The following is a 23,417-nucleotide window of genomic DNA, read 5'->3' as shown; positions in this document are numbered from 1 at the left end:
CGCCGAACCTATGATCCCCAACCGCCAACCCACCAGACATATGAGCACCCTCGCCAACGCCATGGACGTCCTGAAGCTGATCGCCCGCCTGCGCCGCGACATCACGGTGACCGACGTGGTGACCGAACTGGGCCTGCCCAAGAGCTCGGCCTCGCGCACGCTCAGCATGATGGCCAGCTACGGTTTTCTCGACCGCGACGCGGCCACGCGCGCCTACCGGCCAGGCGGCGTGATCATGGAAGCCTCGTACCACTTTCGCGCCTCGCGCAACGCGGCCTCGCTGGTCGAAGAGGCGCTTGACGCGCTGGTGCGAGAAACCAGCTTCACCGGCTACATCAACGTTCTCGACGGCGCCGACACGCTGGTGATCCAGATGCGCGCCGGCGCCGGCGCGCTGCAGATCTACACGCCGCCGGGCAGCCGCGCGCCGGCCTACTCGAGCGCCATGGGCCGCGCCCTGCTCGCCCGCCTGGACGACGCCGACGTGACGGCCCTGCTCGGCCCCCGGCTCGACCAGGGACGCGGCGACGCGCCCAGGACGCGCAAGGACCTGCTCGGCCGCCTCGCAGTGATCCGCGAGACCGGCTGGGCCCTGTCGCGCGGCGAGTACGTGACCAACGTGGCCGGCATCTCGTCGGCCGTGTTCGACGCGGCCACGCGCCAGACCTACGCCTTCGGCATCGCGCTGCCCGCGGAGATGCTGTCGGACGCGCTCATCGAGCGCTTCGGCGCGATCGTGCGCGACGCCGCGGCGAGCGTGGGCAAGCGCGTGGGCGATCCGTTTTGGCTCGCGTTCGGTGCAAGCGCCCCTTGAAACCGAAGGGATTTCCCGCGAACGGTGCGAATTTCAGAGGCGACGCACCGCGCTGACTCACGGGAAGGGTTCGCACCAATCACGTGCGGGCACCGTTTTTGCTTGAATGCCGAAGCATTCACATCCAACGGAACGATCCCGCATGAACAAGCGCCACCTGCTTCAGTCCTTCCTCGCCGCCTCGGCCCTGAGCTTCGGCCTCGCACCGGCCTTTGCACAAGCCCCGACGCCGATCAAGTTCCAGCTCGACTGGCGCTTCGAAGGACCGGCCGCGCTGTTCCTGCACCCCGCCGCCAAGGGCTACTTCAAGGCCTCGGGCCTGGACGTGACCATCGACGCGGGCAACGGCTCGGGCGGCACGGTCACGCGCGTGGCCTCGGGCGCGTACGACATGGGTTTTGCCGATCTCGCGGCGCTCATGGAGTTCCACGCCAACAACCCCGACAGCCCCAACAAGCCGGTCGCGGTGATGATGGTCTACAACAACACGCCGGCCTCGGTCATGACGCTCAAGAAGAGCGGCATCACCAAGCCCGCCGACCTCACGGGCAAGAAGCTCGGCGCGCCGGTGTTCGACGCGGGCCGCCGCGCGTTCCCGATCTTCGCCAAGGCCAACAACATCGGCGCGGTCAACTGGACCGCCATGGACCCGACCCTGCGCGAGACCATGCTGATGCGCGGCGACATCGACGCCATCACGGGCTTCACCTTCACCTCGCTGCTCAACCTGGAGGCGCGCGGCGCCAAGGCGGCCGACGTGGTGATCCTGCCCTACCCCGACTACGGCGTGAAGCTGTACGGCAACGTCATCATCGCCTCGCCCAAGCTCATCAAGGAGCACCCCGAGGCGGTGAAGAAATTCCTCTCGGCCTTCGCCAAGGGCGCGAAGGAAGTCATCGCCAACCCGGCGGTGGCCATCGAGTCGGTGAAGGCGCGCGACGGCATCATCGACAGCAAGCTCGAAACGCGCCGCCTGCAGCTGGCCATCGACACCGTCATCAACAGCGCCGACGCGCGCACCGAAGGCTTCGGCGCGGTCAACTCGGGCCGCATGTCGCTCATGGCCTCGCAGGTGTCCGACGCCTTCGGCACCAAGACGCGCGTGAACCCCGACGCGGTGTGGACTTCGGCCATGCTGCCGCCGGCCGCCGAACTCAACGTCCTGACGAAGAAGTGATGGCGGACGCACTGCACCCGCTGCACGCACCGGACACCGCCGCCCCCTTCGTCGATTTCCAGGACGTCTGGCTCGCCTACAACGAGGAGCTGCTGCGCGCCAACCACTTCGCGGTCGAGGCCATCGACCTGAAGGTCAAGCGCGGCGAGTTCATTGCCATCGTCGGGCCTTCGGGCTGCGGCAAGTCGACCTTCATGAAGCTCACCACGGGCCTGAAGATGCCGTCGATGGGCAAGATCCGCATCGACGGGCAACCCGTGACCGGGCCGCTGAAGATCTCGGGCATGGCCTTCCAGGCGCCTTCGCTGCTGCCGTGGCGCACCACGGTCGACAACGTGCTGCTGCCGCTGGAAATCGTCGAGCCCTACCGCTCCAACTTCAAGGCCAGGCGCAAGGAATACGAAGAGCGCGCCCGCAAGCTGCTGCAGAAGGTGGGCCTCGGCGGCTATGAAGACAAGTTTCCGTGGCAGCTTTCGGGCGGCATGCAGCAGCGCGCGAGCATCTGCCGCGCGCTCATTCACGAGCCCAAGATGCTGCTGCTCGACGAACCCTTCGGCGCGCTCGATGCGTTCACGCGCGAAGAGCTGTGGTGCATCCTGCGCGACCTCTGGACCGAGCAGCAGTTCAACGTGATCCTGGTCACGCACGACCTGCGCGAGTCGGTGTTCCTGGCCGACACGGTGTACGTGATGAGCAAGAGCCCGGGACGCTTCGTGGTCAAGCGCGACATCGAGCTGCCGCGCCCGCGCGAGCTGGAGCTGACCTACACCAAGGAGTTCACCGACATCGTGCTGGAGCTGCGCGGCCACATCGGCGCCATTCGAAACACCGGCATCGGCGCGGCGCAAACAGTTGCGGCTGCCGCTTCCCACTGAGCAAGTACAGCATGAAGAACACCAAGCAAATCGAACGCTGGTCGCCGTGGCTGCTGCTCGTGGCGGTGCTGCTGCTGTGGCAGGTCATCTGCGCGGGCTTCGAGGTCTCGGACTTCATCTTTCCAAGCCCGCTGCGCATCTGGACGCAGTTCTGGGAATACAAGGAAATCATCGCGGGCCATGCGTGGCGCACCTTCTGGGTCACGATGGCGGGCTTCGGCCTGGCGATCGTGGTGGGCGTGCTGATGGGCTTCGTCATCGGCAGCTCGCGCATCGCGTATGCGGCGATCTACCCGCTCATGACGGCCTTCAACGCGCTGCCCAAGGCAGCCTTCGTGCCGATCCTGGTGGTGTGGTTCGGCATCGGCGTGGGGCCGGCGATTCTCACGGCCTTTTTGATCAGCTTCTTCCCGATCATGGTCAACATCGCGACCGGCCTGGCCACGCTGGAGCCCGAGCTCGAAGACGTGCTGCGCGTGCTCGGCGCCAAGCGCTGGGACGTGCTCATGAAGATCGGCCTGCCGCGCTCCATGCCGTATTTCTTCGGCTCGCTGAAGGTGGCGATCACGCTCGCGTTCGTGGGCACCACGGTGAGCGAAATGACGGCGGCCAACGAGGGCATCGGCTATCTGCTGATCTCGGCCGGCTCGGCCATGCAGATGGGCCTGGCCTTCGCGGGCCTGATGGTGGTGGGCGCAATGGCGATGCTGATGTATGAGCTGTTCAGCGTGATCGAAAAGCACACCACCGGCTGGGCGCACCGCGGGTCGCAGAACCAGTAGCCGGGCCGGGGCCGGCGTTCAGCCCAACGCGATGGTCTGGCGCAGCAACCCCGACGGCTCGGCGCTGGGCCCGACGAGGATTTCGACCTCGCCGGCCTCGAACAGGGGCTGCAGGTCCGGCCCGAGGTAGCGCAACTCAGTGGCCGGCAGGGCCAGGCTCACCGAGCCGGCTTCGCCGGGCTTCAACCGCAGCTTCGCGTAGCCCTTGAGTTCCAGCAACGGCCGGGTCACGCGGCTGACCTTGCCGCGAATGAACAGGAAGACGGTTTCCTCGGCCTCGCGCGCACCCACGTTGCGCAGCTTGACGCTGACCGTCAGCGTGTCCTGCTCGCGCACGCGTCGCGGCTCGACCTCAAGCGCGTCGTAGGAGAAGCGGCCGTAGGTCAAGCCGTGGCCGAAGGCATACAGCGGCGCGTTGTCGACGTCCTGGTACCTGCTCGTGAAGTAGTCGCCGGGACTCATCGGCCGGCCGGTGGGACGCTGGCCGAAGTAGATCGGCACCTGCCCGACGGCGCGCGGCCAGCTCATCGGCGTGCGGCCGCCTGGCGTGGCCTGGCCCGTGACCACGTCGGCGATCGCATGGCCCGCGTCCACGCCGAGGAACCACGCCGCCAGCAGCGCATCGGCGTGTTCGGCCAGCCAGGGAACGACCAGCGGGCGGCCTGAAAAAAGAATCGCGACGACGGGGATGCCGAGCGCGCGCGCACGTGCCACCACGGCTTCGGCCAGGGCCTGTTGCCGGCCTGGAAGCGCGGGCGTGGCGCGGCTCGCGGCCTCGCCGCTCATCGTGGCGCGCTCGCCCAGGCACAGCAGCACGGCGTCGGCGCCGTCGCACAGCGCAACAGCGGCGTCGATGCCGCTGTCGTCGTCGCTTTCGATGGCGACGCCCGGCGCATGGCGTATGTCGGCCTGCGGCAGCGCGGCGCGCAAGCCGGCGAGCACGCTCACGGCCGGCTCGTCGCCGCCGGCGCCCCACCACGGGCCTTTCATCTCGGTGCTGGCGTCGGCCAGCGGGCCGATGACACACAGGGCCTTCGCCGCCGCGGGCAGGGGCAGCACGTCTTGATCGTTCTTCAGCAGGACGATGGCCTTGCGCGCGGCGTCGCGCGACAGCACGCGCCGCTCGGCGACAGCCTCGGCGGGCTCCCGTGTCGCGCCCCGGCGGTAGGGGTCGTCGAACAGGCCCAGCTGCTCCTTGAGCCGCAACACGCGGCGCACGCTCGCGTCGATTTCCTCGATCGTCACGCGACCCTGCTCCAGCGCCACCGGCAAGCCCTTGCGGTACGCGTCGGCCATCATGTCGATGTCGACGCCGGCCTTCAGCGCCAGCACCGCGGCGTCGACGAGATCGGCCGCCACGCCGTGCTTGATCAGTTCCGCGATCGCGTTGTAGTCGCTGACGATCACGCCGTCCCAGCCCATCTCGCCGCGCAGCCAGTCGCGCAGCAACGGGATGTGCGCCGTCATCGGCACGCCGTTGAGATCGGTGAAGGCGGGCATCAGCGTCGCGACGCCGGCGCGCACGGCGGCTGCGAAGCCCGGCAGGTGCACCTCGTGCAAGGTGCGCTCGGAGATGTCCGCGGCCGCGTACTCGCGCCCCGCGTTGACGGCGCCGTAGGCAACGAAATGCTTGGCGCAGGCGGCCAGCGAATCGGCCGACGACAGGTCTGCGCCCTGGAAGCCGCGCACCTTGGCCCGCGCGATGCGGGCGTTGAGCCAGGGGTCTTCGCCCGGCCCTTCCGCGGTGCGGCCCCAGCGGGGGTCGCGCGACACGTCGAGCATCGGCGCGAAAGTCATCGCCAGGCCTTCGGCGGCGCCTTCGCGCGCGGCCTCGCGTGCCGTGCGCTCCCACAGGGCTTCGTCGAAAGTGCCGGCCTCCGCCAGCGGAATCGGAAAGAGCGTGCGGTGGCCGTGGATGATGTCCAGCCCGATCAGCAGCGGAATGCCCAGCCGCGACTTCTCGACGGCCAGCCGCTGCATCTCGTGGGTGGGACCGGCGCCGACCATGTTCAACAGGTTGCCGACGCTGCCGTCGATGATCGACTGCGTGGAGTCCCCCGCGAGCACCGGCCCGGTGACCGTGTAGCTGGAGGCTGTCATGGTCAGTTGACCCAGCTTTTCAGCCAGCGTCATCCGGGCCATGAGGGTATCGATGCGACTCATGAGGGATTTCGAATAGAACCCAAGGGCCTTAATGATGGCATGCTGCGGGGGACCGGTGATGCGGTGAAACCAGACGTGACACCAAGACAACGAAAGGACCCATTCGTGTTGAAGGATGACAGGAACCCGAGGGCACTGGCGGCCCTGCCCGACGAAGCCTTGATCGAAGCCGTGCAGCGGCAGACCTTCCGCTATTTCTGGGACGGCGCCGATGCCGCCAGCGGCCTGGCGCTGGACCGCCGCACGCTCGTCGCCGGCACGGGGCAAGACCTGCCCGACGACCGCGTCGCCATCGGCGGCACGGGCTTCGGCATCATGGCCATGATCGTGGCGGTGGAGCGCGGCTGGATCACGCGGGACGCGGCCCTGGAGCGCCTGGGGCGCATGCGCGACGCGCTCTTGCGCGCCAGGCGCTACCACGGCACCTTCCCGCACTTCATGGACGGCGCGAGCGGCGAGACCATCCCGATGAGCCCCAAGGACGACGCGGGCGACCTGGTCGAGACCTCGTTCCTGTGCATGGGCCTGCTGTGCGCGCGCCAGTATTTCAGCGAGGACACGGCCGTGGCGCGACAGTTGCGCGCCGACATCGACACGCTGTGGCACGAGGTCGAATGGAACTGGTTCACCCAGGGCGGGCGCGACGTGCTGTACTGGCACTGGAGCCCCAACCACGGCTGGGCCATGAACCACGAGGTGCACGGCTGGAACGAGTGCCTCATCACCTACTTCCTGGCCGCGGCGTCGCCGCGCCATGCAATCGATCCGCGGGTGTACCACCGGGGCTTTGCCTCCGGCCCCGACTTCCTCAACGGCCACACCTACCACGGCATCGAACTGCCGCTGGGCCCGCCGAACGGCGGCCCGCTGTTCTTTGCGCACTACTCGTTCTGCGGGCTCGATCCGCGCGGCCTGAAGGACCGCTATGCGGACTACTGGGAGCTCAACAGCCGCCACGTGCAGGTCAACCGCGCGCACTGCATCGCCAACCCGCGGGGCTTTCCGGGCTACGGCGAATCGTGCTGGGGCCTGACCGCCAGCGACGACCCCGACGGCTACCTCGCGCACGATCCGAACAACGACAACGGCACCATCTCGCCCACGGGCGCGCTGGCCAGCCTGCCGTATGCGCCCGCCGAGGTGCTGCGGGTGATGCGGCACTTCCTGAGCGCGCATGGCGAGCGCGTGTGGCGGGACTACGGTTTCGTCGACGCGTTCTGCGAGAAGCGCGACTGGTTCGCCGACACCTACCTTGCCATCGACCAGGGCCCGATCGTCGTGATGATGGAGAACCATCGCACGGGCCTTCTGTGGAAGCTGTTCATGAGCGTGCCCGAAGTGCAGGCCGGGCTGCGCCGCCTGGACTTCAGCAGCCCGCATCTCGGGTCGCCCGAACTGTGACTGTCGGCGTTTCGAACCCGCAAGACCCGGCTTTCGAGCGCTGGCTCGAAACGCAGCTGTCCCGTTCGGCGAGCGCGATGCTCCGCAGCATCTCGCCGGTGTCGATCGTCAAGCACCGCGCAGGCTTCGGCCAGACCGTGCGGCCCGTCGCCGGCGCCATCGTCGCCTCGCCCGTGCTCGGCGACTACAACCCGGACCCCGACTACTTCTTTCATTGGTTCCGCGATTCCGCCGTCGTCATCGATGCGCTGCGCCTGCTCTATGCGCAGCGGCGCATCGGCGACGAAGCGCTTGGGCACCTGCGCGACTTCACGCGCTTCAGCCTTGCCGTGAACGGCCTGGACGGCCGCGCGGTGGCCGCCGTGCCGGGCCGCCAGGCGCGCGTGGCCCCCGAGCTCCTGCAGTACCTGCGCGAAGACCATGAGCTCGCAAGCGTCCACGGCGATGCGGTCTCCGCCGAAACAAGAGTGAACCCCGACGGCACGCTCGACATCCTTAAATGGGCGCGCCCCCAGCACGACGGACCGCCGTTGCGCGCAATGGCGCTGCTGCGCTGGGTGGCCGGCGGGCACCTCGACGCGGCCCTGCAAGCGGAGGTTGCGCCGCTGATCCGTTTCGACATCGACTTCACTCTGCGTCACTGGCGCGAGCGTCCTACGACATCTGGGAGGAAGACCTCGGCCACCACTACTACACGCTGCGCGTCGCGCAGGCCGCGCTGGCCGAAGGCGCGGCATGGCTGGAGGAGCTGGGCGACACGGCGCTGGCGCGGCGCTGCCGCGACGAATCGCAGGCCGTGCGACGCCTGCTCGACGACTACTGGATCGATGAAGGAGGCGAAAGAGATGATCGCGATGCGGCGCGCGGCTACTACCGTTCGCGCGTGCTGGCGAGCGGCCAGCCCAGCCCGAAGGCGCTGGACATCGCGGTGATCCTGTCGGCGATCCACGGCCTGGGCGCCGAGGCCGCGCATGGACCGGCCGATCCGCGCATGCAGGCCACGCTGGCGCGACTGGACGCGCTGTTCGATGCGGCCTACCCGATCAACCACGGCCGTGCCCCGGGCCGAGGCACGGCGATGGGCCGCTACGCGGGCGACGTGTACTGCTCGGGCGGCGCGTACTACTTCTCGACGCTCGGCGCCGCCGAGTTCTGTTTCCGCGCTGCCATATCGGGCGACAAGGCGACGGGCGATGCGCGCCATTGGCTCGCGCGCGGCGACGCCTACCTCGCCACCGTGCGCGCCTACACGCCGGCCGGCGGCGAGCTGTCGGAACAGTTCGACCAGAACAGCGGCGCGCAGACCTCGGCGAAGCAACTGGCCTGGAGCCACGCCGCGTTCATTTCGTGCGTCTCGGCGCGCCGCATCGCGGCCGCCGCCTGCCAGGCGCCACGGCAACGATGAGCGCAAGCCCGCAGAACCGCGTCGAGCCGGCCGCAAGGCCGGGGGTCTTCCGCCAGGTCAGCGAGTTGCTCGGCGCCTTGCGCCGGTCCCCGGTTGCGAAACCGCTGGTCGCGCTGATGGCCGCGATCATCGTGGTCGTCGCGCTCACGGCGTATGGGCAGATCGAGCTCAACAGCTGGAACAAGCCGTTCTACGACGCCATCTCGCGCCGCGACCTGAGCGAATTCGTGGTGCAGGTCGGCGTCTTCGCGATCATCGCGGGCGCGCTGCTGGTCTTGAACGTCGCGCAGCGGTGGCTCGGCGAGACCTTGCAGCTGAAGCTGCGCGAGGCCGTGGTCAGCGACCTCGTGGGGCTGTGGCTGCAGCCGCGCCGGGCGTTCTGGCTGCAGGCCAGCGGCCCGATGGGGGCCCACCCGGACCAGCGCATGCACGACGACACGTTGAAGCTGTGCGACCTGTCGGTCACCCTCGGCGTGGGCCTGTTGCAGGCGGCGATGCTGTTCGGCAGCTTCGCGAGCGTGCTGTGGGTCATCTCCAAGGACTTCAGCCTGTTCTTCGACGGCAAGGACCACGTGCTGCCGGGCTTCATGCTGTGGGCGGCGATTGCCTATGCCATTGCCGGCTCGCTGGTCACGTACTGGGTCGGCAACGGCCTGATCTCGCGCAACGCCGAGCGCTACGCGCGCGAGGGCGAATTGCGCTTCTCGCTGACGCGCATCAACGAGCACCTGGACGGCATCTCCCTGGCGGGCGGCGAGGCCGACGAGAAGCGTCGCGTCGCCGCGCATTTCGGCGACGTGCTGCGCGCCACGTCGCGCGTGGTGCTGGGGCTGACCAACCTGACCTGGGTCACGGCCGGCTTCGGCTGGATCACCATCATTGCGCCGACGCTGGTGGCCTCGCCCCTGTACTTCTCGGGGAAGGTGTCATTCGGCGGCTTGATGATGGCGGCCGCGGCCTTCACGCAGGCGCAGTCGTCGCTGCGCTGGTTCGTCGACAACTTCAGCATCATTGCCGACTGGCGCGCCACGCTGCTGCGCGTGTCCGACCTGCGCCGGATGCTCGCTTCCGACCTGGAGACACAGGCAGGCGGCAGCCGCATCGCGTATGAAGAAGGCGAAGCGGGGCGCTCGCGATCGAATCGCTCGAGGTCCGCTCCTGGAGCGGCCACGACCGGCTGGACACGCCGGGCCTGGTCGTGCACCGCGGCCAGTGCGTGCTGATCCTCGGCACGCCGGGCACCGAAAAGACCTTGCTGTTCCGCGCGCTCGCGGGCCTGTGGCCCTGGGGCGCGGGCACCGTGCGACGGCCCGCCGGCGAGACGATCCACTTCATGCCGCGCGGCACGCCCTACATTCCGCGCGGCACGCTGGCCGAAGTGCTGTCCTACGCAATGGAACCGTCGAGCTACCCCCGGGAAGCCATGGTGGCCGCGCTGGCGAGCATGGGCCTGCAGCGCCTGGAGCCCTTGCTGAACAAGACGGGTCGCTGGGAGAGCGAACTCAGCATGGACGAGCAGTTGCGCCTGGGCTTTGCCCGCGTGGTGCTGCAGGCGCCGCCCTGGCTGGTAATGGACGAGGCCTTCGGCGCGTTCGACGACGACACGCTCGAGCTCGTCATCAGCGTGCTGGGCAAGCTCACGCACACGGGCATCATCCACATCGGCTCGGCCGGAGAGGCGCACGACCGGCTGTTCACGCAGGTGGTGCACCTGGTCAAGGCGCCGACCACCGCGCCCGAGGAGCAGCGACCATGAGACGCCCCATGTCGACCGTCAGCCGTGCGCGCCGCGCCCTCATGCGGCTGATGCTGGCGCTGCCCGCATGGGCCGGGGCGGCGGATTTCGGCTTCCGGCCCCCGCTCGACCCCGACGACCCCACCGCGGCGGACCTGCTGCGGGACCTGGCCCAGCGCATCCTGCCGGTGTACCAGGAGGCCGACACCGACGTCTTCCTGGCCAACCTGACCGCCCTGCAGATCGTCAGCGGCGCCTACCGCGCGGCCTACGACAGCAGCACGTCGTTGCGCAACCGCCGTCAAGGCAAGCCGTTCGACGGCCTGGCCGAGCGCGCTGTTCTCGACGGCGTCTATGCACGTGCGCGCGCCCGCGAGGCGGACGAGCGAATCGGCTTTGCCGACGCCTATGCGCGCGCGTTCCGGGAACTGGTGTCGCCGCTGGACAACGCGCAAGCCCAGGCCGTCATGGCGCGGCTCGAGATTCCGCCGGCGGTGTTCAGGGAACCGCTGCAGCAGGCGTTCGACCTCTGGCGCGCCAAGGGCAGCCTTCCGCAGGCCGATGCGCTGGCGCTCGTGCGGACCTGGCTTTCGTACCAGTCGCGCCGCAGCTTCGCCGCGCTGCTGCCCGAACTGTTCGCGGCGGAGAACCGCAACCGCTACGTGACGGAAACCGACGTCAGGATTCCCGTGCGCGGGGGTTTTATCCATGCGAACGTGGTCCGGCCCGGCCGCGCGACCGATGCGGCGAGCGACGCGCTGGCGACGCTGCTGCGCTTCACGCTCGACCCCGCCGAGGACGACGCCCGGCGCACCGCCGCCAGGGGCTACGTCGGCGTCACGGCCTACGTGCGCGGACGCACGGCCGACGGCAAGGGCGCCGTGTGGCCGTTCATTCACGACGGCGAAGACGCCGCCGCCGTCATCGACTGGATCGCCCGGCAGGCGTGGAGCGACGGCCGCGTCTGCATGCTCGGCGACGGCTACTCGGGCTACGCCGCCTGGGCCGCCGCGCGCAGGCGGCCCGCGGCGCTCAAGGCCATTGCCACGATCGCGCCGATGGCGCCGGGCATCGACTTCCCGATGGCCGGACAGATCTTTCGCAACGCCATGGTCCGCTGGGCGCAGGAACACACCAACGCCGAGCCGGACACGGCGTCGCAGGCGCTCGATGACGCGCGCTGGTATCGCGGCAATCGCCCGTACTGGGACATCGACCGCGTCCTGATCGGCAAGCGCAGCCGGCTGATCCGGACCTGGCTGACGCACCCCAGCCACGATCGCTACTGGCAGAAGTTCCTGCCGTCGGCGGAGCAGTTCGCGCGCATCGACATCCCGGTGCTCAGCGTCGCCGGCTACTACGGCGCCGACGCCGGCGCGCTGTACTTTCACCGCGAACATCTTCGCCACCGACCGCAGGCCGACACGACGCTGCTGCTCGGCCCCTACGACGCGGCCTCGGTCCGGCTCGGCACGCAGGCCGCGCTGCGCGGCTACACGCTCGACCCTGTCGCGCGCGTCGACCTGCCCGAACTGCGCTACCAATGGCTCGACCACGTGCTGAAGGGCGCGAACAAGCCTGCCCTGCTGACTGGGCGCGTCAACTACCAGCTGATGGGCGCGGACCAGTGGCGCCATGTGCCGGCGCTGGACGCGCCGCAGCGCGCCCAGGCCCCGCTGCGCCTGTACCTGGACACCGGCGAGCGCGACGCCCCGCACCGCCTGCTGCCGTCGCCCTCGCCCACCGAAGGCGGCGGCAACGCGCGGCTCTCGGTCGACCTGGCCGACCGGCGTGACGCGCACGCCCCGTGGCCCGACGCGCTGCGTCTGCGGCAAACGCCGACGCGCGACAGCATCAGCTTCGTCAGCGAGCCGCTGGCGCAGGACACCGAGCTCTTCGGCAGCCTGCGCGGCGTGTTCGACATCACGCCCTCGCGGCAGGACGTGGACTTCAACGTCTCGCTGTACGCGCAGACCGAGAGCGGCGAATACCAGCTGCTGTTCGACCCCTACGACTTCCGCGCCAGCTACGCGGGCCATCGCGTGCGTCGCCGGCTGCTTCGGGCCGGCATGCGCCAGCTGCTTGCGTTCACCGCCGAGCGCGTGACGGGTTGCAGGCTGGCGGCGGGCAGCCGCATCGTGCTGGTGATCGGCATCAACAAGCGCCCCGACCGGCAGGTCAACTACGGCAGCGGCAAGGACGTGAACTCGGAGACCATCGCCGACGCAAGGTGGCCGGTGCGCGTGCGCTGGCATGCGCGCAGCTACGTCGAGATCCAGACCGGCCAGGCTTGATTTCTTATCGGGTCGCCGGCGCTTCGCCGTTCACAGTGCCGATGACAACGCCCTCGCAAGGCCCCAGCACCAGGGGCCCTTCGATGACCCCGGCGCGCGCGGGATCGGTCGATGCCAGCACCACCGGTTGGCGCGGCATCAACGCCGGCGACACCGGCGCCGGCGTGTCGCCGAAGTTCAGGAGCACCACCAGCCGCAGCCCTTCATGGTTGCGTGCGAAGGCGAGCACGTCACCCTCGGCCTCCAGCGCTTCGTAGCTGCCCCGGTTCAGCGCGGGCTGTGCGCGGCGCAACGCGATGAGGTGCCGGTACAGCGCCAGCATCGAGCCCGCGTCGCGTGATTGCGCGTCCACGTTGCGCGTGGGCCAGTCGGCCGCCAGGCGCAGCCACGGCGTGCCGGTCGTGAAGCCGGCATGCGCCGCTGCGCTCCACTGCATCGGGGTTCGCTCCGGGTCGCGGCCCAGGCCCATGCCGGGCTTGTTCTTCTCGAACGGGTCCTGCACTTCGTCGGCGGGAATGGGAACGTCCGTCATGCCGATCTCGTCGCCGTAGTAGAGCGTGGGCGTGCCGCGCAGCGTGAGCAGCAGCATGGCCGCGAGGCGTGCCATGCGTGGCCCGACGCGGCTCGCGATGCGGGCCCTGTCGTGGTTGCCCAGCACCCAGTTCGGCTGCGCGTTGGCGGGCAGCGCCGCTTCGTAGTCGCGCACGAAGCGGTCGATGTGCGCCGCTTTCCACTCGGTGGCGATCAACTGGAAGTTGAAAGGCAGTTGCACGCCTTCGAGCACCCCCTCGGCGTTGAGCCCGTAGTAGGCGACCAGGCGCGCGAGCGGCAGGTAGAGCTCGCCGATCAGCACCCGCGACGAGCGCGCGTCGCTGAACGCGTCGACCACGCGGCGCATCTCGGCCACGATGGGCTGCACCTCCGGCAGGTCGGTGTTGTAGAGCATCAGCAACCGCAGAAACGGGTCCTGGTCCGGCGTGAAGTCCGGGTTCGGCGGGTTGTCGCGAAACTGCGCGTCCTTGACGATCTGGGAGAGCACGTCGACGCGGAATCCGTCGACGCCGCGCCGCAGCCAGAAGCGCAGCACCTCGTACATCGCGGCGCGCACTTCGGGGTTGCGCCAGTTGAGGTCGGGCTGCTCCTTCAGGAACGAATGGCCGTAGTACTGGCCGGTGGCCGCGTCGAAAGTCCAGGCCGGTCCGCCGAAATTGCCGAGCCAGTTGTTGGGCGGACCGCCGCCCGGCGCCGGGTCGCGCCAGATGTACCAGTCGCGTCGCGGATCGCTGCGCGCGGCGCGGCTTTGCACGAACCACGGATGGCGGTCCGACGTGTGGTTGGGCACGAAGTCCAAAATGATCCTGAGCCCCCTGGCGTGGGCCTCCCGCACCAGCGCGTCGAAACTGTCCAGCGTGCCGAAGCGCGGATCGATGCCGCAGAAATCGGAGATGTCGTAGCCGAAGTCGGCCATCGGCGACGGATAGATCGGCGAGATCCAGACGCATCGACGCCCAGCGAAACCAGGTGATCCAGCCGGGCGCGGATGCCGTCGAGGTCCCCGATGCCGTCGCCGTCGCTGTCCTGGAACGAACGCGGATAGACCTGATAGACGATTCCGTACTTCCACCAGTCGTCGGCTGACATCTTGATCCCCTCATGCGCGGTTGCGAGCGGGGTCATTGTCTCCAGAAAGGGGGGGGTGCGTTCGCCGAACATCTCGGCGGGTGCATGGAAGCGAAGCAATTCCCGGGGCGTATCACCAAGCCCAGCACGCAGGGATTCCCCCGGAAATCACTACTCCCGATAGGACTCGTCGAGACGGTCGAGCAATCGCATCAGCGCCGGCCAGTCGTGCAGTTCGCTGCCGTCCGGCTCCGTGAATTGCCTGGCGACCTTGCTCGCGACATCGTCGCTGCATTCCCGCAATACAGCGCCCCCCGCTTGCGCCGCGATCTGCGCCTGGCAAGCCCGCTCCAGGTAGAACATCAGGTCGAAGGCCTCGCGCACGGTCTCCCCTGCCGTCAGAAGCCCGTGGTTGCGAAGAATCATGGCCTTGTTCCTGTTGCCCAGGTCGGCCACCAGACGGGGCTGCTCCTCGGGGTCCAGCGCCACGCCCTCGTAGTCGTGATAAGAAAGCGCGCCATGAAAGCGCATGGCGTGCTGGGAAAGCTTGAGCAGCCCGCGCTCTTGCGCGGCCACGCCCATTCCCGCGGCGGTGTGCGTGTGAATCACGCAGTGAAGGCCCGCCCTTGCACGATGGATGCAGCCGTGGATCAGGAACCCGGCGGGGTTGAAGCCGATGCCCGTGGGATCCAGGAGGACACGGCCGTCATGGTCGACCTTGACCAGGCTGGAGGCAGTGATCTCGTCGAACATCAATCCGTAGGGGTTGATGAGAAATTCATCCGAAGCACCTGGAACGCGCGCCGAGACGTGGGTGTAGATCAGGTCGGTCATGCGGTAGTGGGCAAGCAGCCGGTAGCAGGCCGCGAGGTGCACCCGCTGCGTCCATTCGGCTTCGCCGACCGTCGCGCGGACCTGCGGATAGATGTAGCGCTTGTTCATCGTTCGTACCCCAACCCATCAAAAACCGACCGCGATGCCAGCGCGCCGTGAGTCACATTCCACGCAAATGAAAATTTGCATCTATATTTTCATTATTGCGTAAATTGCCGAACGGGTAAACCGGGCTGGGCGCGTCCGCCCGGATGCGTGGTGCGCTTGCGCGGCGCTCAGTACGACGGAGGCGTGACGACCCAGAACAGTTCAGTCACCGCGCTCCCGGGGTTGCGATAGCGATGCGGGGTGCTGCTCGGGAAACTGAAGCTGTCGCCTTCCGCGAGCAGGAAGTGCTGCTCGCCCACCCACAGCTCGAGCGAGCCGCGAAGAACCACGCCGCCTTCGTGGCCGATATGGTCATAGAAGTCGGGGCCGCTCTCCGCGCCGGGCTCCATGGTCGACCAGAGCAGTTCCAACGGGCCATCCAGGTTCGGCGACAGCAGATAGTCGGCAATTCCGGAAGCGAAGGCGAGCCGCCGACGACGCGCCTTTCTCACGACCACGCCGCCATCGGAGGGTTCGGCGGCCGCCCCGTCCGGGAAGAACCAGCTGATCTGCACCTCGAGCGTGTCGGCGATCTGATGCAGGTCGCTGATGGAGGGCGTGCTCATGCCGCGCTCGACCTGGCTCAGAAAACCGATCGACTTGCCGCACGCGCTGCCCAGCTCCTGCAACGACAGCCCCTTTGCCTTGCGCAGGCTCTTGATCTCGCGCCCGAGCCACGCCATGGGGTTGGCGCTCTTGGCCTCGCTGCGGGTCGAAGCAACGGGCTGGGCTTTTTTCTGCAGGGGCTTGCGACGCACGGCCACCGCGCGGGGCGCAGCGGGCTGCGTCTTGCTGGAGTTTGTCTTTCTCATTGGCTCGGTTGCCCGGTTGCCGGGCGTATCGACGCTCTTCACGCGACCTGTCACAACACGGGCCGCCATCGTACCCCGCGTCCCATCGCCCGGGACCGCGCAACCCCTTCGATTCGCCGATTCGGCACAAACACAAAATTCATTTACATGAAAAATTTGCACTCAATTTTCATATCGACCATAGAATGGCGCCCTGATCGAGCCCACAGCGCTCGCGTTTTCAACCCTCAGCCCAGGAACCCGCCATGCTCGCGACCCCCGACAAGAACACCGTGCTCGAACAACGCCGCCAGGCGGCTTGCCCACGCGGGGTCGGGGTGCAGACCCGGTCGTTCACTTCTCGCGCCCAGAACGCCGAGCTCTGGGACGTCAACGGAAGGCGGCTCATCGATTTCGGCAGCGGCATCGCCGTGCTGGCAACGGGCCACCGGCATCCGGTCGTCATGGCCGCGGTGCAGCGGCAGCTGCAGGACTTTCATCACACCTGCTTCCAGGTGACCCCGTACGAGAGCTACGTCGAGCTGTGCGAGAAGCTCAACAGCCGGACGCCGGGCAGCTTCACGAAGAAGACGGCGCTGTTCACGACCGGCGCCGAGGCCGTGGAAAACGCCATCAAGGTGGCGAAGGCAGCCACGGGGCGCAGCGCGGTCATCGCCTTTTCCGGAGCCTTCCATGGCCGCACGTTGATGGGCATGGCACTGACCGGCAAGGTGCACCCATACAAGGCGGGGTTCGGGGCGATGCCGCCGGACGTGTGGCACGTTCCCTACCCTTCCGACGCGCTGGGCGTGAGCGTCGAAGAAAGCGTGCTCGCCATCGAACGGCTGTTCAAGGCCGACGTGGACCCCCAGCGGGTGGCGGCCATCATCCTGGAGCCCGTGCAGGGCGAAGGCGGTTTCTACATCGCGTCCACGGCACTGATGCGCAAGCTGCGCGAGATCTGCGACGCGCACGGCATCCTGCTTGTCGTCGATGAAGTGCAAACCGGCTTCGGCCGTACCGGCAAGCTGTTCGCCCTCGAGCACCACGGCGTCGAGTTCGACCTGATGACCATGGCCAAGAGCCTTGCCGGCGGCTTTCCCTTGTCCGCCCTGACGGGCCGCGCGGAGCTGATGGATGCCGCGGCGCCCGGCGGGCTCGGCGGAACCTATGCGGGCCATCCGCTCGCCGTTGCCGCGGCGCTGGCCGTTCTGGACGTCATGGACCGCGAAGCCTTGCCGAACCGCGCCGACGTGCTGGGCGAGCGCCTCGTCGAGAAGCTCGACGAGCTCAGGGAACGCGTGGCGTCGATCACGCAAGTGCGCAGGCTGGGCGCCATGGTCGGCATCGAGTTCCGGGACGAGGCCGGCACGCCGCTGCCCCAGTTCGTCAAACGCGTGCAGGACCTGGCCCTTGCCAAGGGATTGCTGCTGCTCACCTGCGGCGTGCACGGCAACGTGATCCGCTTCCTGTTTCCCCTGACCATCGAGCACGAGGTGTTCGAAGAAGGGCTTGCGCTGCTTGCCGAAGCCTTGCTGGAGGCCTGACGCCATGCCCGTCCTGGCCGTCGCGGGGGCCTTCCTGCACAGCAACACGTCGTTCGCGCAGCAGCTGGAAAAGCGGCTGCCGGACTGGTCCGTCGTCAATTCGACCGACCCGGCGGCGAGCCGGGCGGAAGTGGCCGTCTGCTGGAACCAGCCCCCGGGAACCTGGGAGCACCTGCGCGCGGTGCGCATGGCGCATTCGATCGGCGCCGGGGTCGATCACCTGCTGGACGATCCAACGCTGCCCGACGTGCCGGTGTGCAGGGTCATCGATGACAACCTGGCCCGAAGAATGGCCGAGTACGTTCTGTGGTGCACGCTGTACTACCACCGGGGCTTCGACATTGCAGCCCGAAACCAGCGGGAAAAGATCTGGCGGCGTCCGGCGAACAGGCTCGCGGGCGAAGTGACCGTCGGCGTGATGGGCATGGGCCAGATCGGCGCGCACCTTGCCACGACGCTGCGCGATGCGGGCTACGACGTGCGTGGCTGGTCGCGTTCGGGCAAGCCGATCGACGGGGTGCGTGTCCATGGCGGCGACGCAGGCTTCGGCGCGTTCCTGAGCGAACTCGAAATCCTGGTGTGCATGCTGCCACTCACGAACGAGACCACGGGCATCCTCGGCCGCAAGCTGTTTGCGCGGCTCAAGCCCGGCGCCAGGCTCATCCAGTGCGGCAGGGGCCCGCAGCTCGACGAGAAAGATCTCGTGGCGGCCCTGGACTCCGGGCAGTTGGGGGGCGCCGTCGTCGATGTCTTCAACCAGGAGCCGCTGCCGGCGGCGCACGAACTCTGGGCGCACCCGAAGGTCCTGGTCACGCCGCACATGGCCGCGGTGATGCCCATTCCGGACGTCGTGAACCAGATCGCCGAGAACTGCGAGCGGCTGTTGAGCAACGCGCCCTTGCTGCGGGTGGTCGAACGGTCGGCGGGTTACTGAAAGCAACGCCCCGCCCGGCCGGCAGGACACAGGGCGCAAAATCGGCCCCCGGCGTCAATCTTGCTATGCCAACATGCGGCGTTTCCAGACGGGTTCGTTTCAACCGAAGTCAGATCAGTCATCGCGAACTTCGAGTGCGCCATGCCCGTCGACGCTGCCAACCTGACTTTCGATAAAGGCCGGCCACCTATGTTGCGGTCATTTGAACAACTCTGCCACACGGCCACCGAGAACCTGCTGATCGCGGCCGACGACGGGCATGCCAGCCTGGCCAACAGCGGCGCCTACGCCAAGCCCTGGCATTGGCACGATTGCGTGATGTTCATCCTGCCCAGCCGCGGCGCGATCGAGCTCAAGCACGAAGACCGCCGCGAAGGCACGTGGCTGTCGCACGACCGCTTTGCCGTGGTGCCATCGAACCGGGCGCACAAGACACGGGCAGGCATCGGGGCCAACAGCCATGTCGCCCTTTACGCCACCGGCGCCATGCTGCACCGGCTCGACAACGAGATCGGCTCGTTGAGCGAGTTCCATCGCCGCACCCGCGCCGCCGTGCTGGTGCGCCGCACGTCGACGATACGTGCCCTGCAGGAGCTTTCGCTCAGGAGCGACGACGGAACCTACGGCCATGCCGGGGTCAAGCGGTCGCTTTCGACGGCGCTGCTCGTCCAATGCATCGCCGAGGTCATTGCCGGCGACATGATGCCGAACGTGTCCAAGCGCGAGCACGGCATGGCCCTGGTGGCGGACCTGAAGGAATACCTGACGCTGCACGCCGACGAAGACATTCCGCTCGATGCCTTGGGTGAACGTTTCGGCGTTTCCAGGCGCCACATCACGCGCCTGTTTCGCGACGGCACCGGTTTTTCCGTGGGCGAGTTTCAGCAGCACGTCCGCCTGCAGACAGCGCGCGAGCTCTTGAGCGGAACCGACCTGCCGATCGGAGAGATCGCCTTCCGGGTCGGGTTCGACAGCGGCGCCGCACTCGCCCACGCCATGCGCCGCTCGGACGGCCGCTCGCCGTCCGACATCCGCAAAAGCGCATCCCCGCCCCTCCAGCACCCGAGGGCCACCCGAGCGCGCACCGCGAATTCAGCCGCCATGGGCTGACGCAAGGTTCAAGGCTCCGGCTCTCGCCCCGCCCGGCAAGCGTCGAGGTGGCCGAGTCGCTTTCGTGCCTGCGACAGTGCATCTTTTTTCAGATCCGCCAGCAGCAGGGACGAATGGCGATCGCCACGCGCCAGCACGGCACCGTCGGGAGCGGCCACACAGCTGAGCCCTCCGTACGCAAGGCCCGCCTCTTGCCCGCAGAAATTGGCGTAGGCAACGAAGACCTGATTCTCATAGGCCCGGGTCGGGACCAGCTGCCGCGCAACGAAGTCGAACCCCGCCATGTTTGCGGTGGGCACGACGATCAGGTCGGCGCCCAGCAAAGCAAGGCGGCGCGCATTCTCCGGAAACTCCACGTCGTAGCAGATCAGCATGCCGATCTTCCAGCCACGGAAATCGAACGGCGTTTCGTCCGCCGCCCCCGCACTGAACATGCCGCGGTCCAGATCGCCGAACAGGTGCGTCTTGCGATAGCCCCCCAGGAGCTGACCGCCCGCGTCCACGCACACGGCCGCGTTGGTGACCGCGCCGCGTCGATCCCGCTCGGGGTGGCCGAAGACGATCGCGATGCCGTGCCGGCGTGCAACGGCTGCGACAGCTTTCACGCGCACGCCATGCGTATCTTCAGCCAGCGCGGCGGCGGCCGCTCCCCCGATGTTGTAGCCCGTCAGGAACATCTCGGGCGTGACGAGCAGGTGCGCGCCCGCGGCCGCGGCTTCCCGGCAGGCGTCGTCGAGCCGCTGCATGTTGACCGCGACATCGCCTGGCCGCGATTCGCATTGCAGCAATGCCAGGCGCAAGTCGCTCATTCGGGCAGCGCCATCGGACCGATGGCTTCGAACACGTCCCCGGGCCCGGGGTTGTCGGCGTGGGTGTGTCCGCCGAAGTGCCGCAGGATGCCCCACACCGCGTTCAGCGATGTCTGCACGGCGCCCTCGACCCACGCCGGTGTCCACGACACGTCGTCGCCCGCGATGAAGATGCCGCGCTCCGCCGCCGGCAGCCCGTCCTGCATGAAGTGCGCGAACATGCGCTGGTTGTAGCGGTAGTGTCCGGGCAGGGCTCCCTTGAACGCGCCGAGGAAATGCGGATCCGCCTCCCACGAGATCGTGATCGGGTCGCCGATGATGTGGCTTGCGATGTCCACCTTCGGATAGATCTTCTTCAGGGCGCCGAGCGCGAGCTTGACGCGTTTTTCGGGAGACTGCGGCAACATCTTCAACGCATCGCCCATCCACGCATACGACAGGCACATCACGCCGGGCTTGCCGGGGCCGTTGTCGAAAAGATAGGTGCCGCGCGTGAGGCGGTCCGTCAGCGTCATGCTCATGACGTCGCGGCCCGTCTCGGGATCCTTGTCCTTCCAGAAAGGCCTGTCGACCATCACGAAGGTCTTGCTCGACTGCATGTAGCGCGTGCGGTCCAGCGCCATCCACATCTTGTGCGAGAACAGGGACTCGTCGCATTCGATCTGCGTGGTGAGCAGCCAGCTCTGGCAGGTCGTCAGCACGGCCGCATAGGCCTGGCGGCCACCCCAGCGATCGATCACGGCCAGGCGACCGTCCGGTTGCCGGCGGATGGCTTCCACGCCCGCGCGGGGCGCGCCGGCATGCAAGCTGGCCAGCGTGGTGCCGGCCGGCCAATGCACGAGCTTCTGCGGTGCGTGCCGCCACAGTCCCAGGGGCACCTGCTCCACGCCTCCGACGATCAGCCGTTGCTCGTCGTCGCAGTTGGTCATCACGACGCGAAGAATCTCCAGCATCGAGTTGGGAAAGTCGGAATCCCATCCGCCGGTGCCGAACCCGACCTGGCCGAACACCTCGCGGTGCTGATACGACAGGCTGGAGAAAGCCTTGGAGGTGGCGACGAAGTCATAGAAGGTGCGGTCGTCCCACAACGGAACCAGCCGGTTCCAGAGTGCCTTCAGGGTCGGCACGTCCCGCGCGCGGATCGCGTCCTGGATCGCAGTGAATGTCGCCCCGTCTTCCAGCGCCTCGCGCCAGGCATCGGCGACTTGCCGGAACATCGGCGGCAGGTCGGCCAGTTTTTCGGCGTAGTGCGTCGCCCCCTCGAGGTCCACCACGGTGCTGGCGGATGCCGGCGTGAGCGGGTTCGGGAAAGGCCGGGTTTCCAGGCCCAACTGGTCGACGTAGTGATAGAACGCCGTCCCCGAGACCGGAAAGCGCATGCCGCCCAGCTCGGCCACAACGCCCTGCCCTCCTTCGAAGGCTTGCGAACGAAGGCGCCCGCCCATCTTCGACGCCTCGTAGATGACCGGCTTCAATCCCAGCTTCATCAGCTCGTAGGCGGCCACCATGCCGGCCATGCCGCGCCGACGATGGCCACTTCGGCGCCGTGATGCGCCGAAGGCAGCACCCCCAGGCCGGCGGGGTGGCGGATCCAGTCGTCGAACGGAAAGGGAAAGTCAGGACCGAAGACAGTCACTGGCGGCTTGCCCGAGGCGTCCGTGATCGAGGGGGTGAGTGGCATGCTTGGTTGGGGCTGTGCTTAAAAAGAACGGGTGGGTTGCGGGGCGCGGGCTTCGCGCCTGCGATGGTCAAGCCATCTTTGCAATCGCGTCGAACAGCGCCAGATTGAGGTTCTTGGCCTCATCGACGATGGCGTGGGGCTGCGACGAGAACTTGGCGATGACCATCTCGGCACGCGGATCGACATAGAGCCACTGGCCGTGAATGCCGAGCGCGAAGAAGGCGCCGTTGCCCGTGCCGGTCTGGTACCACTTGTTGCGGTAGCGGCCCTGCGGCAGCCACGACACCGACTCGCTGTCGGCCCAGGCCTTGGCCGATCCGCCGGTGACGGTGTCCTCCACCCAGGCTTGCGAGACGATGCGCCGGCCGTTGGCGGTGCCGCCTTGGCGCAGCATCTCGCCGATGCGGGCGAGGTCGCGCGGTGTCATGTTGATACCGCCGCCCGTGCGCGGCGTGCCGGCCCGGTCGACCGTCACATAGGCGTCCTGCCTCGCGCCGAGCGGCTGGAACAGTCGCTCCGACGCCAGGTCGGGAAAGCGCCGCCCCGAAGCGCCCTGGATCACCAGCCCCAGCACGTCCGAGTTGGGCGAAGCATAGTGATAGGGGCCGCCATGGTCGCCCTTGCCTTTCTTCAAGCCGGCGATGAACCCGAGCACCGTTTCGGTTTCGCCAGGACGCGAGGGGTCGAGCAGGCCGGCGCGGCGATAGCGGGCATAGGGGCCGTCGGGGTCGTGATAGACCTCCTCGAAATCCAGGCTCACGCGCATGTCGAGAACGTCGCGCACCCGCGCATCGCCATAGGCCGACGACTTGAGCTGCGGCACGTAGTGCGGCACCAGCGCATCGACATCGAGGAGCCCGTCGCCGTGCAGGATCCCGGCGACCACCGAGGTCACCGACTTGCTCGCCGAAAACAGGATGTGTCGGCTTTGCAGGTCGAAGCCGGGCGCATGAAAGTCGGCGACGATGCGGCCGGCCTTCATGACCACCATGGCGTCGGCCGAGGTCGTTCGAAGCACATCGGCCACCGTGATCTTTTCGCCGCCCAGCGTGAACGGCTCACGCAGCAGGCCGTCGGCACCGACCGCCGGCTCCTCTTTCAAGCCCGGCGTGGCGGCGATACGGGCTGTCGGAATGAACTCCGAAACATTGCGGAATGCCCAGACATTCCAAGGCGCGTCGCGCCAGTTGCCGAGCCCGACCTCGTCGCGGTCGAAACCATGGGTGGCCTTGAAGGCTGACGCATTCATCACGGCTGAAAGCTCCATCGAACAAATAGGGGGCACCCGGCAACGGCAA

19 protein-coding genes and 2 pseudogenes are annotated in these 23,417 nt (G+C 67.9%); 13 read left to right on the top strand and 8 right to left on the bottom strand.

Going from position 1 to position 23,417, the window contains the following annotated elements; genetic code table 11:
* The first annotated feature begins 40 nt into the window (after positions 1 to 40).
* From BMG07_RS01075 to BMG07_RS01060, 4 genes are all read left to right on the top strand, one after another.
* On the top strand, positions 41 to 814 hold the full coding sequence (locus BMG07_RS01075; protein WP_198082795.1) for an IclR family transcriptional regulator: 774 nt from the start codon (positions 41 to 43) through the stop codon (positions 812 to 814).
* A 142-nt stretch (positions 815 to 956) separates the two neighbouring features.
* Positions 957 to 1,991 (top strand): ABC transporter substrate-binding protein, encoded by a 1,035-nt coding sequence (locus BMG07_RS01070; protein WP_198082794.1) that lies wholly within the window; start codon positions 957 to 959, stop codon positions 1,989 to 1,991.
* Entirely contained in the window at positions 1,991 to 2,866 is an 876-nt protein-coding gene (locus tag BMG07_RS01065) for an ABC transporter ATP-binding protein (protein ID WP_198082793.1), read from the top strand. The genes BMG07_RS01070 and BMG07_RS01065 overlap by 1 nt, the downstream gene beginning before the upstream one ends.
* An 11-nt stretch (positions 2,867 to 2,877) precedes the next feature.
* Complete coding sequence (locus BMG07_RS01060; protein ID WP_198082792.1) at positions 2,878 to 3,648, top strand: ABC transporter permease; 771 nt, start codon at positions 2,878 to 2,880, stop codon at positions 3,646 to 3,648.
* Between the two features lie 18 nt (positions 3,649 to 3,666).
* Here BMG07_RS01060 and BMG07_RS01055 read toward each other — a convergent pair whose 3' ends face one another.
* The gene (locus BMG07_RS01055; protein ID WP_198082791.1) at positions 3,667 to 5,811 is read right to left on the bottom strand and encodes a glycoside hydrolase family 3 N-terminal domain-containing protein; all 2,145 of its coding nucleotides are present in this window, start codon (positions 5,809 to 5,811) and stop codon (positions 3,667 to 3,669) included.
* A 105-nt stretch (positions 5,812 to 5,916) separates the two neighbouring features.
* On the opposite strand from BMG07_RS01055, the gene BMG07_RS01050 reads away from it, so the two are divergent.
* The 6 genes and pseudogenes from BMG07_RS01050 (at position 5,917) to BMG07_RS01035 (ending at position 12,646) form a co-directional block, all read left to right on the top strand.
* Complete coding sequence (locus BMG07_RS01050; protein ID WP_198082790.1) at positions 5,917 to 7,212, top strand: glucoamylase family protein; 1,296 nt, start codon at positions 5,917 to 5,919, stop codon at positions 7,210 to 7,212.
* A 77-nt stretch (positions 7,213 to 7,289) separates the two neighbouring features.
* Positions 7,290 to 7,424, top strand: a pseudogene (locus BMG07_RS44595) (hypothetical protein); the annotation flags it as partial.
* A gap of 287 nt (positions 7,425 to 7,711) precedes the next feature.
* Positions 7,712 to 8,617 (top strand): glycoside hydrolase family 15 protein, encoded by a 906-nt coding sequence (locus tag BMG07_RS41230; RefSeq protein ID WP_269758511.1) that lies wholly within the window; start codon positions 7,712 to 7,714, stop codon positions 8,615 to 8,617.
* Positions 8,614 to 9,840, top strand: a complete 1,227-nt coding sequence (locus tag BMG07_RS01040) for an ABC transporter ATP-binding protein/permease (protein WP_269758510.1) — start codon at positions 8,614 to 8,616, stop codon at positions 9,838 to 9,840. The genes BMG07_RS41230 and BMG07_RS01040 overlap by 4 nt, the downstream gene beginning before the upstream one ends.
* Entirely contained in the window at positions 9,816 to 10,373 is a 558-nt protein-coding gene (locus tag BMG07_RS41225; protein WP_307866820.1) for an ATP-binding cassette domain-containing protein, read from the top strand. The genes BMG07_RS01040 and BMG07_RS41225 overlap by 25 nt, the downstream gene beginning before the upstream one ends.
* Entirely contained in the window at positions 10,370 to 12,646 is a 2,277-nt protein-coding gene (locus BMG07_RS01035) for a CocE/NonD family hydrolase (protein WP_198082789.1), read from the top strand. Before BMG07_RS41225 ends, BMG07_RS01035 begins: the two co-directional genes overlap by 4 nt.
* 4 nt (positions 12,647 to 12,650) lie before the next feature.
* On the opposite strand, the pseudogene BMG07_RS01030 reads toward BMG07_RS01035, so the two are convergent.
* The 3 genes and pseudogenes from BMG07_RS01030 to BMG07_RS01020 all read right to left on the bottom strand — a co-directional run bounded on the left by BMG07_RS01030 (position 12,651) and on the right by BMG07_RS01020 (position 16,101).
* Positions 12,651 to 14,287 (bottom strand): annotated as a pseudogene (locus BMG07_RS01030) (alpha-amylase family glycosyl hydrolase).
* 150 nt (positions 14,288 to 14,437) lie between these two features.
* Positions 14,438 to 15,208, bottom strand: coding sequence for a class II aldolase/adducin family protein (locus tag BMG07_RS01025; protein WP_198082788.1), 771 nt, complete (start codon positions 15,206 to 15,208; stop codon positions 14,438 to 14,440).
* Between the two features lie 167 nt (positions 15,209 to 15,375).
* On the bottom strand, positions 15,376 to 16,101 hold the full coding sequence (locus BMG07_RS01020) for a helix-turn-helix domain-containing protein (RefSeq protein WP_198082787.1): 726 nt from the start codon (positions 16,099 to 16,101) through the stop codon (positions 15,376 to 15,378).
* Positions 16,102 to 16,304: 203 nt separating this feature from the next.
* Between BMG07_RS01020 and gabT the strand changes: the two genes are divergently transcribed.
* The 3 genes from gabT to BMG07_RS01005 all read left to right on the top strand — a co-directional run bounded on the left by gabT (position 16,305) and on the right by BMG07_RS01005 (position 19,629).
* Positions 16,305 to 17,585, top strand: a complete 1,281-nt coding sequence (gabT, locus tag BMG07_RS01015) for a 4-aminobutyrate--2-oxoglutarate transaminase (protein WP_198082786.1) — start codon at positions 16,305 to 16,307, stop codon at positions 17,583 to 17,585.
* A 4-nt stretch (positions 17,586 to 17,589) separates the two neighbouring features.
* A complete protein-coding gene (locus BMG07_RS01010; protein ID WP_198082785.1) occupies positions 17,590 to 18,519 on the top strand; it encodes a glyoxylate/hydroxypyruvate reductase A in 930 nt (309 codons plus the stop codon).
* A gap of 141 nt (positions 18,520 to 18,660) precedes the next feature.
* On the top strand, positions 18,661 to 19,629 hold the full coding sequence (locus BMG07_RS01005) for an AraC family transcriptional regulator (protein WP_198082784.1): 969 nt from the start codon (positions 18,661 to 18,663) through the stop codon (positions 19,627 to 19,629).
* Positions 19,630 to 19,637: 8 nt separating this feature from the next.
* Here the strand turns inward: BMG07_RS01005 and BMG07_RS01000 are convergent, their stop codons facing one another.
* From BMG07_RS01000 to BMG07_RS00990, 4 genes are all read right to left on the bottom strand, one after another.
* Positions 19,638 to 20,438 carry a carbon-nitrogen hydrolase family protein gene (locus tag BMG07_RS01000; protein ID WP_198082783.1) on the bottom strand — a complete coding sequence of 267 codons (801 nt, stop codon included), beginning with the start codon at positions 20,436 to 20,438 and terminating at the stop codon, positions 19,638 to 19,640.
* Complete coding sequence (locus tag BMG07_RS00995; protein WP_269758509.1) at positions 20,435 to 21,955, bottom strand: NAD(P)/FAD-dependent oxidoreductase; 1,521 nt, start codon at positions 21,953 to 21,955, stop codon at positions 20,435 to 20,437. The genes BMG07_RS01000 and BMG07_RS00995 overlap by 4 nt, the downstream gene beginning before the upstream one ends.
* Positions 21,925 to 22,119: a hypothetical protein gene (locus BMG07_RS41220; RefSeq protein ID WP_269758508.1), complete on the bottom strand. Its 195-nt coding sequence runs from the start codon at positions 22,117 to 22,119 to the stop codon at positions 21,925 to 21,927. Before BMG07_RS41220 ends, BMG07_RS00995 begins: the two co-directional genes overlap by 31 nt.
* A 67-nt stretch (positions 22,120 to 22,186) precedes the next feature.
* Positions 22,187 to 23,368, bottom strand: a complete 1,182-nt coding sequence (locus tag BMG07_RS00990) for a serine hydrolase (RefSeq protein WP_198082782.1) — start codon at positions 23,366 to 23,368, stop codon at positions 22,187 to 22,189.
* Positions 23,369 to 23,417 lie beyond the last annotated feature (49 nt).

The sequence above is a fragment of the Variovorax sp. E3 genome, from assembly GCF_016082275.1.
Lineage (GTDB): Bacteria > Pseudomonadota > Gammaproteobacteria > Burkholderiales > Burkholderiaceae_C > Variovorax.
This window is presented reverse-complemented; position numbering and strand designations above follow the sequence as displayed.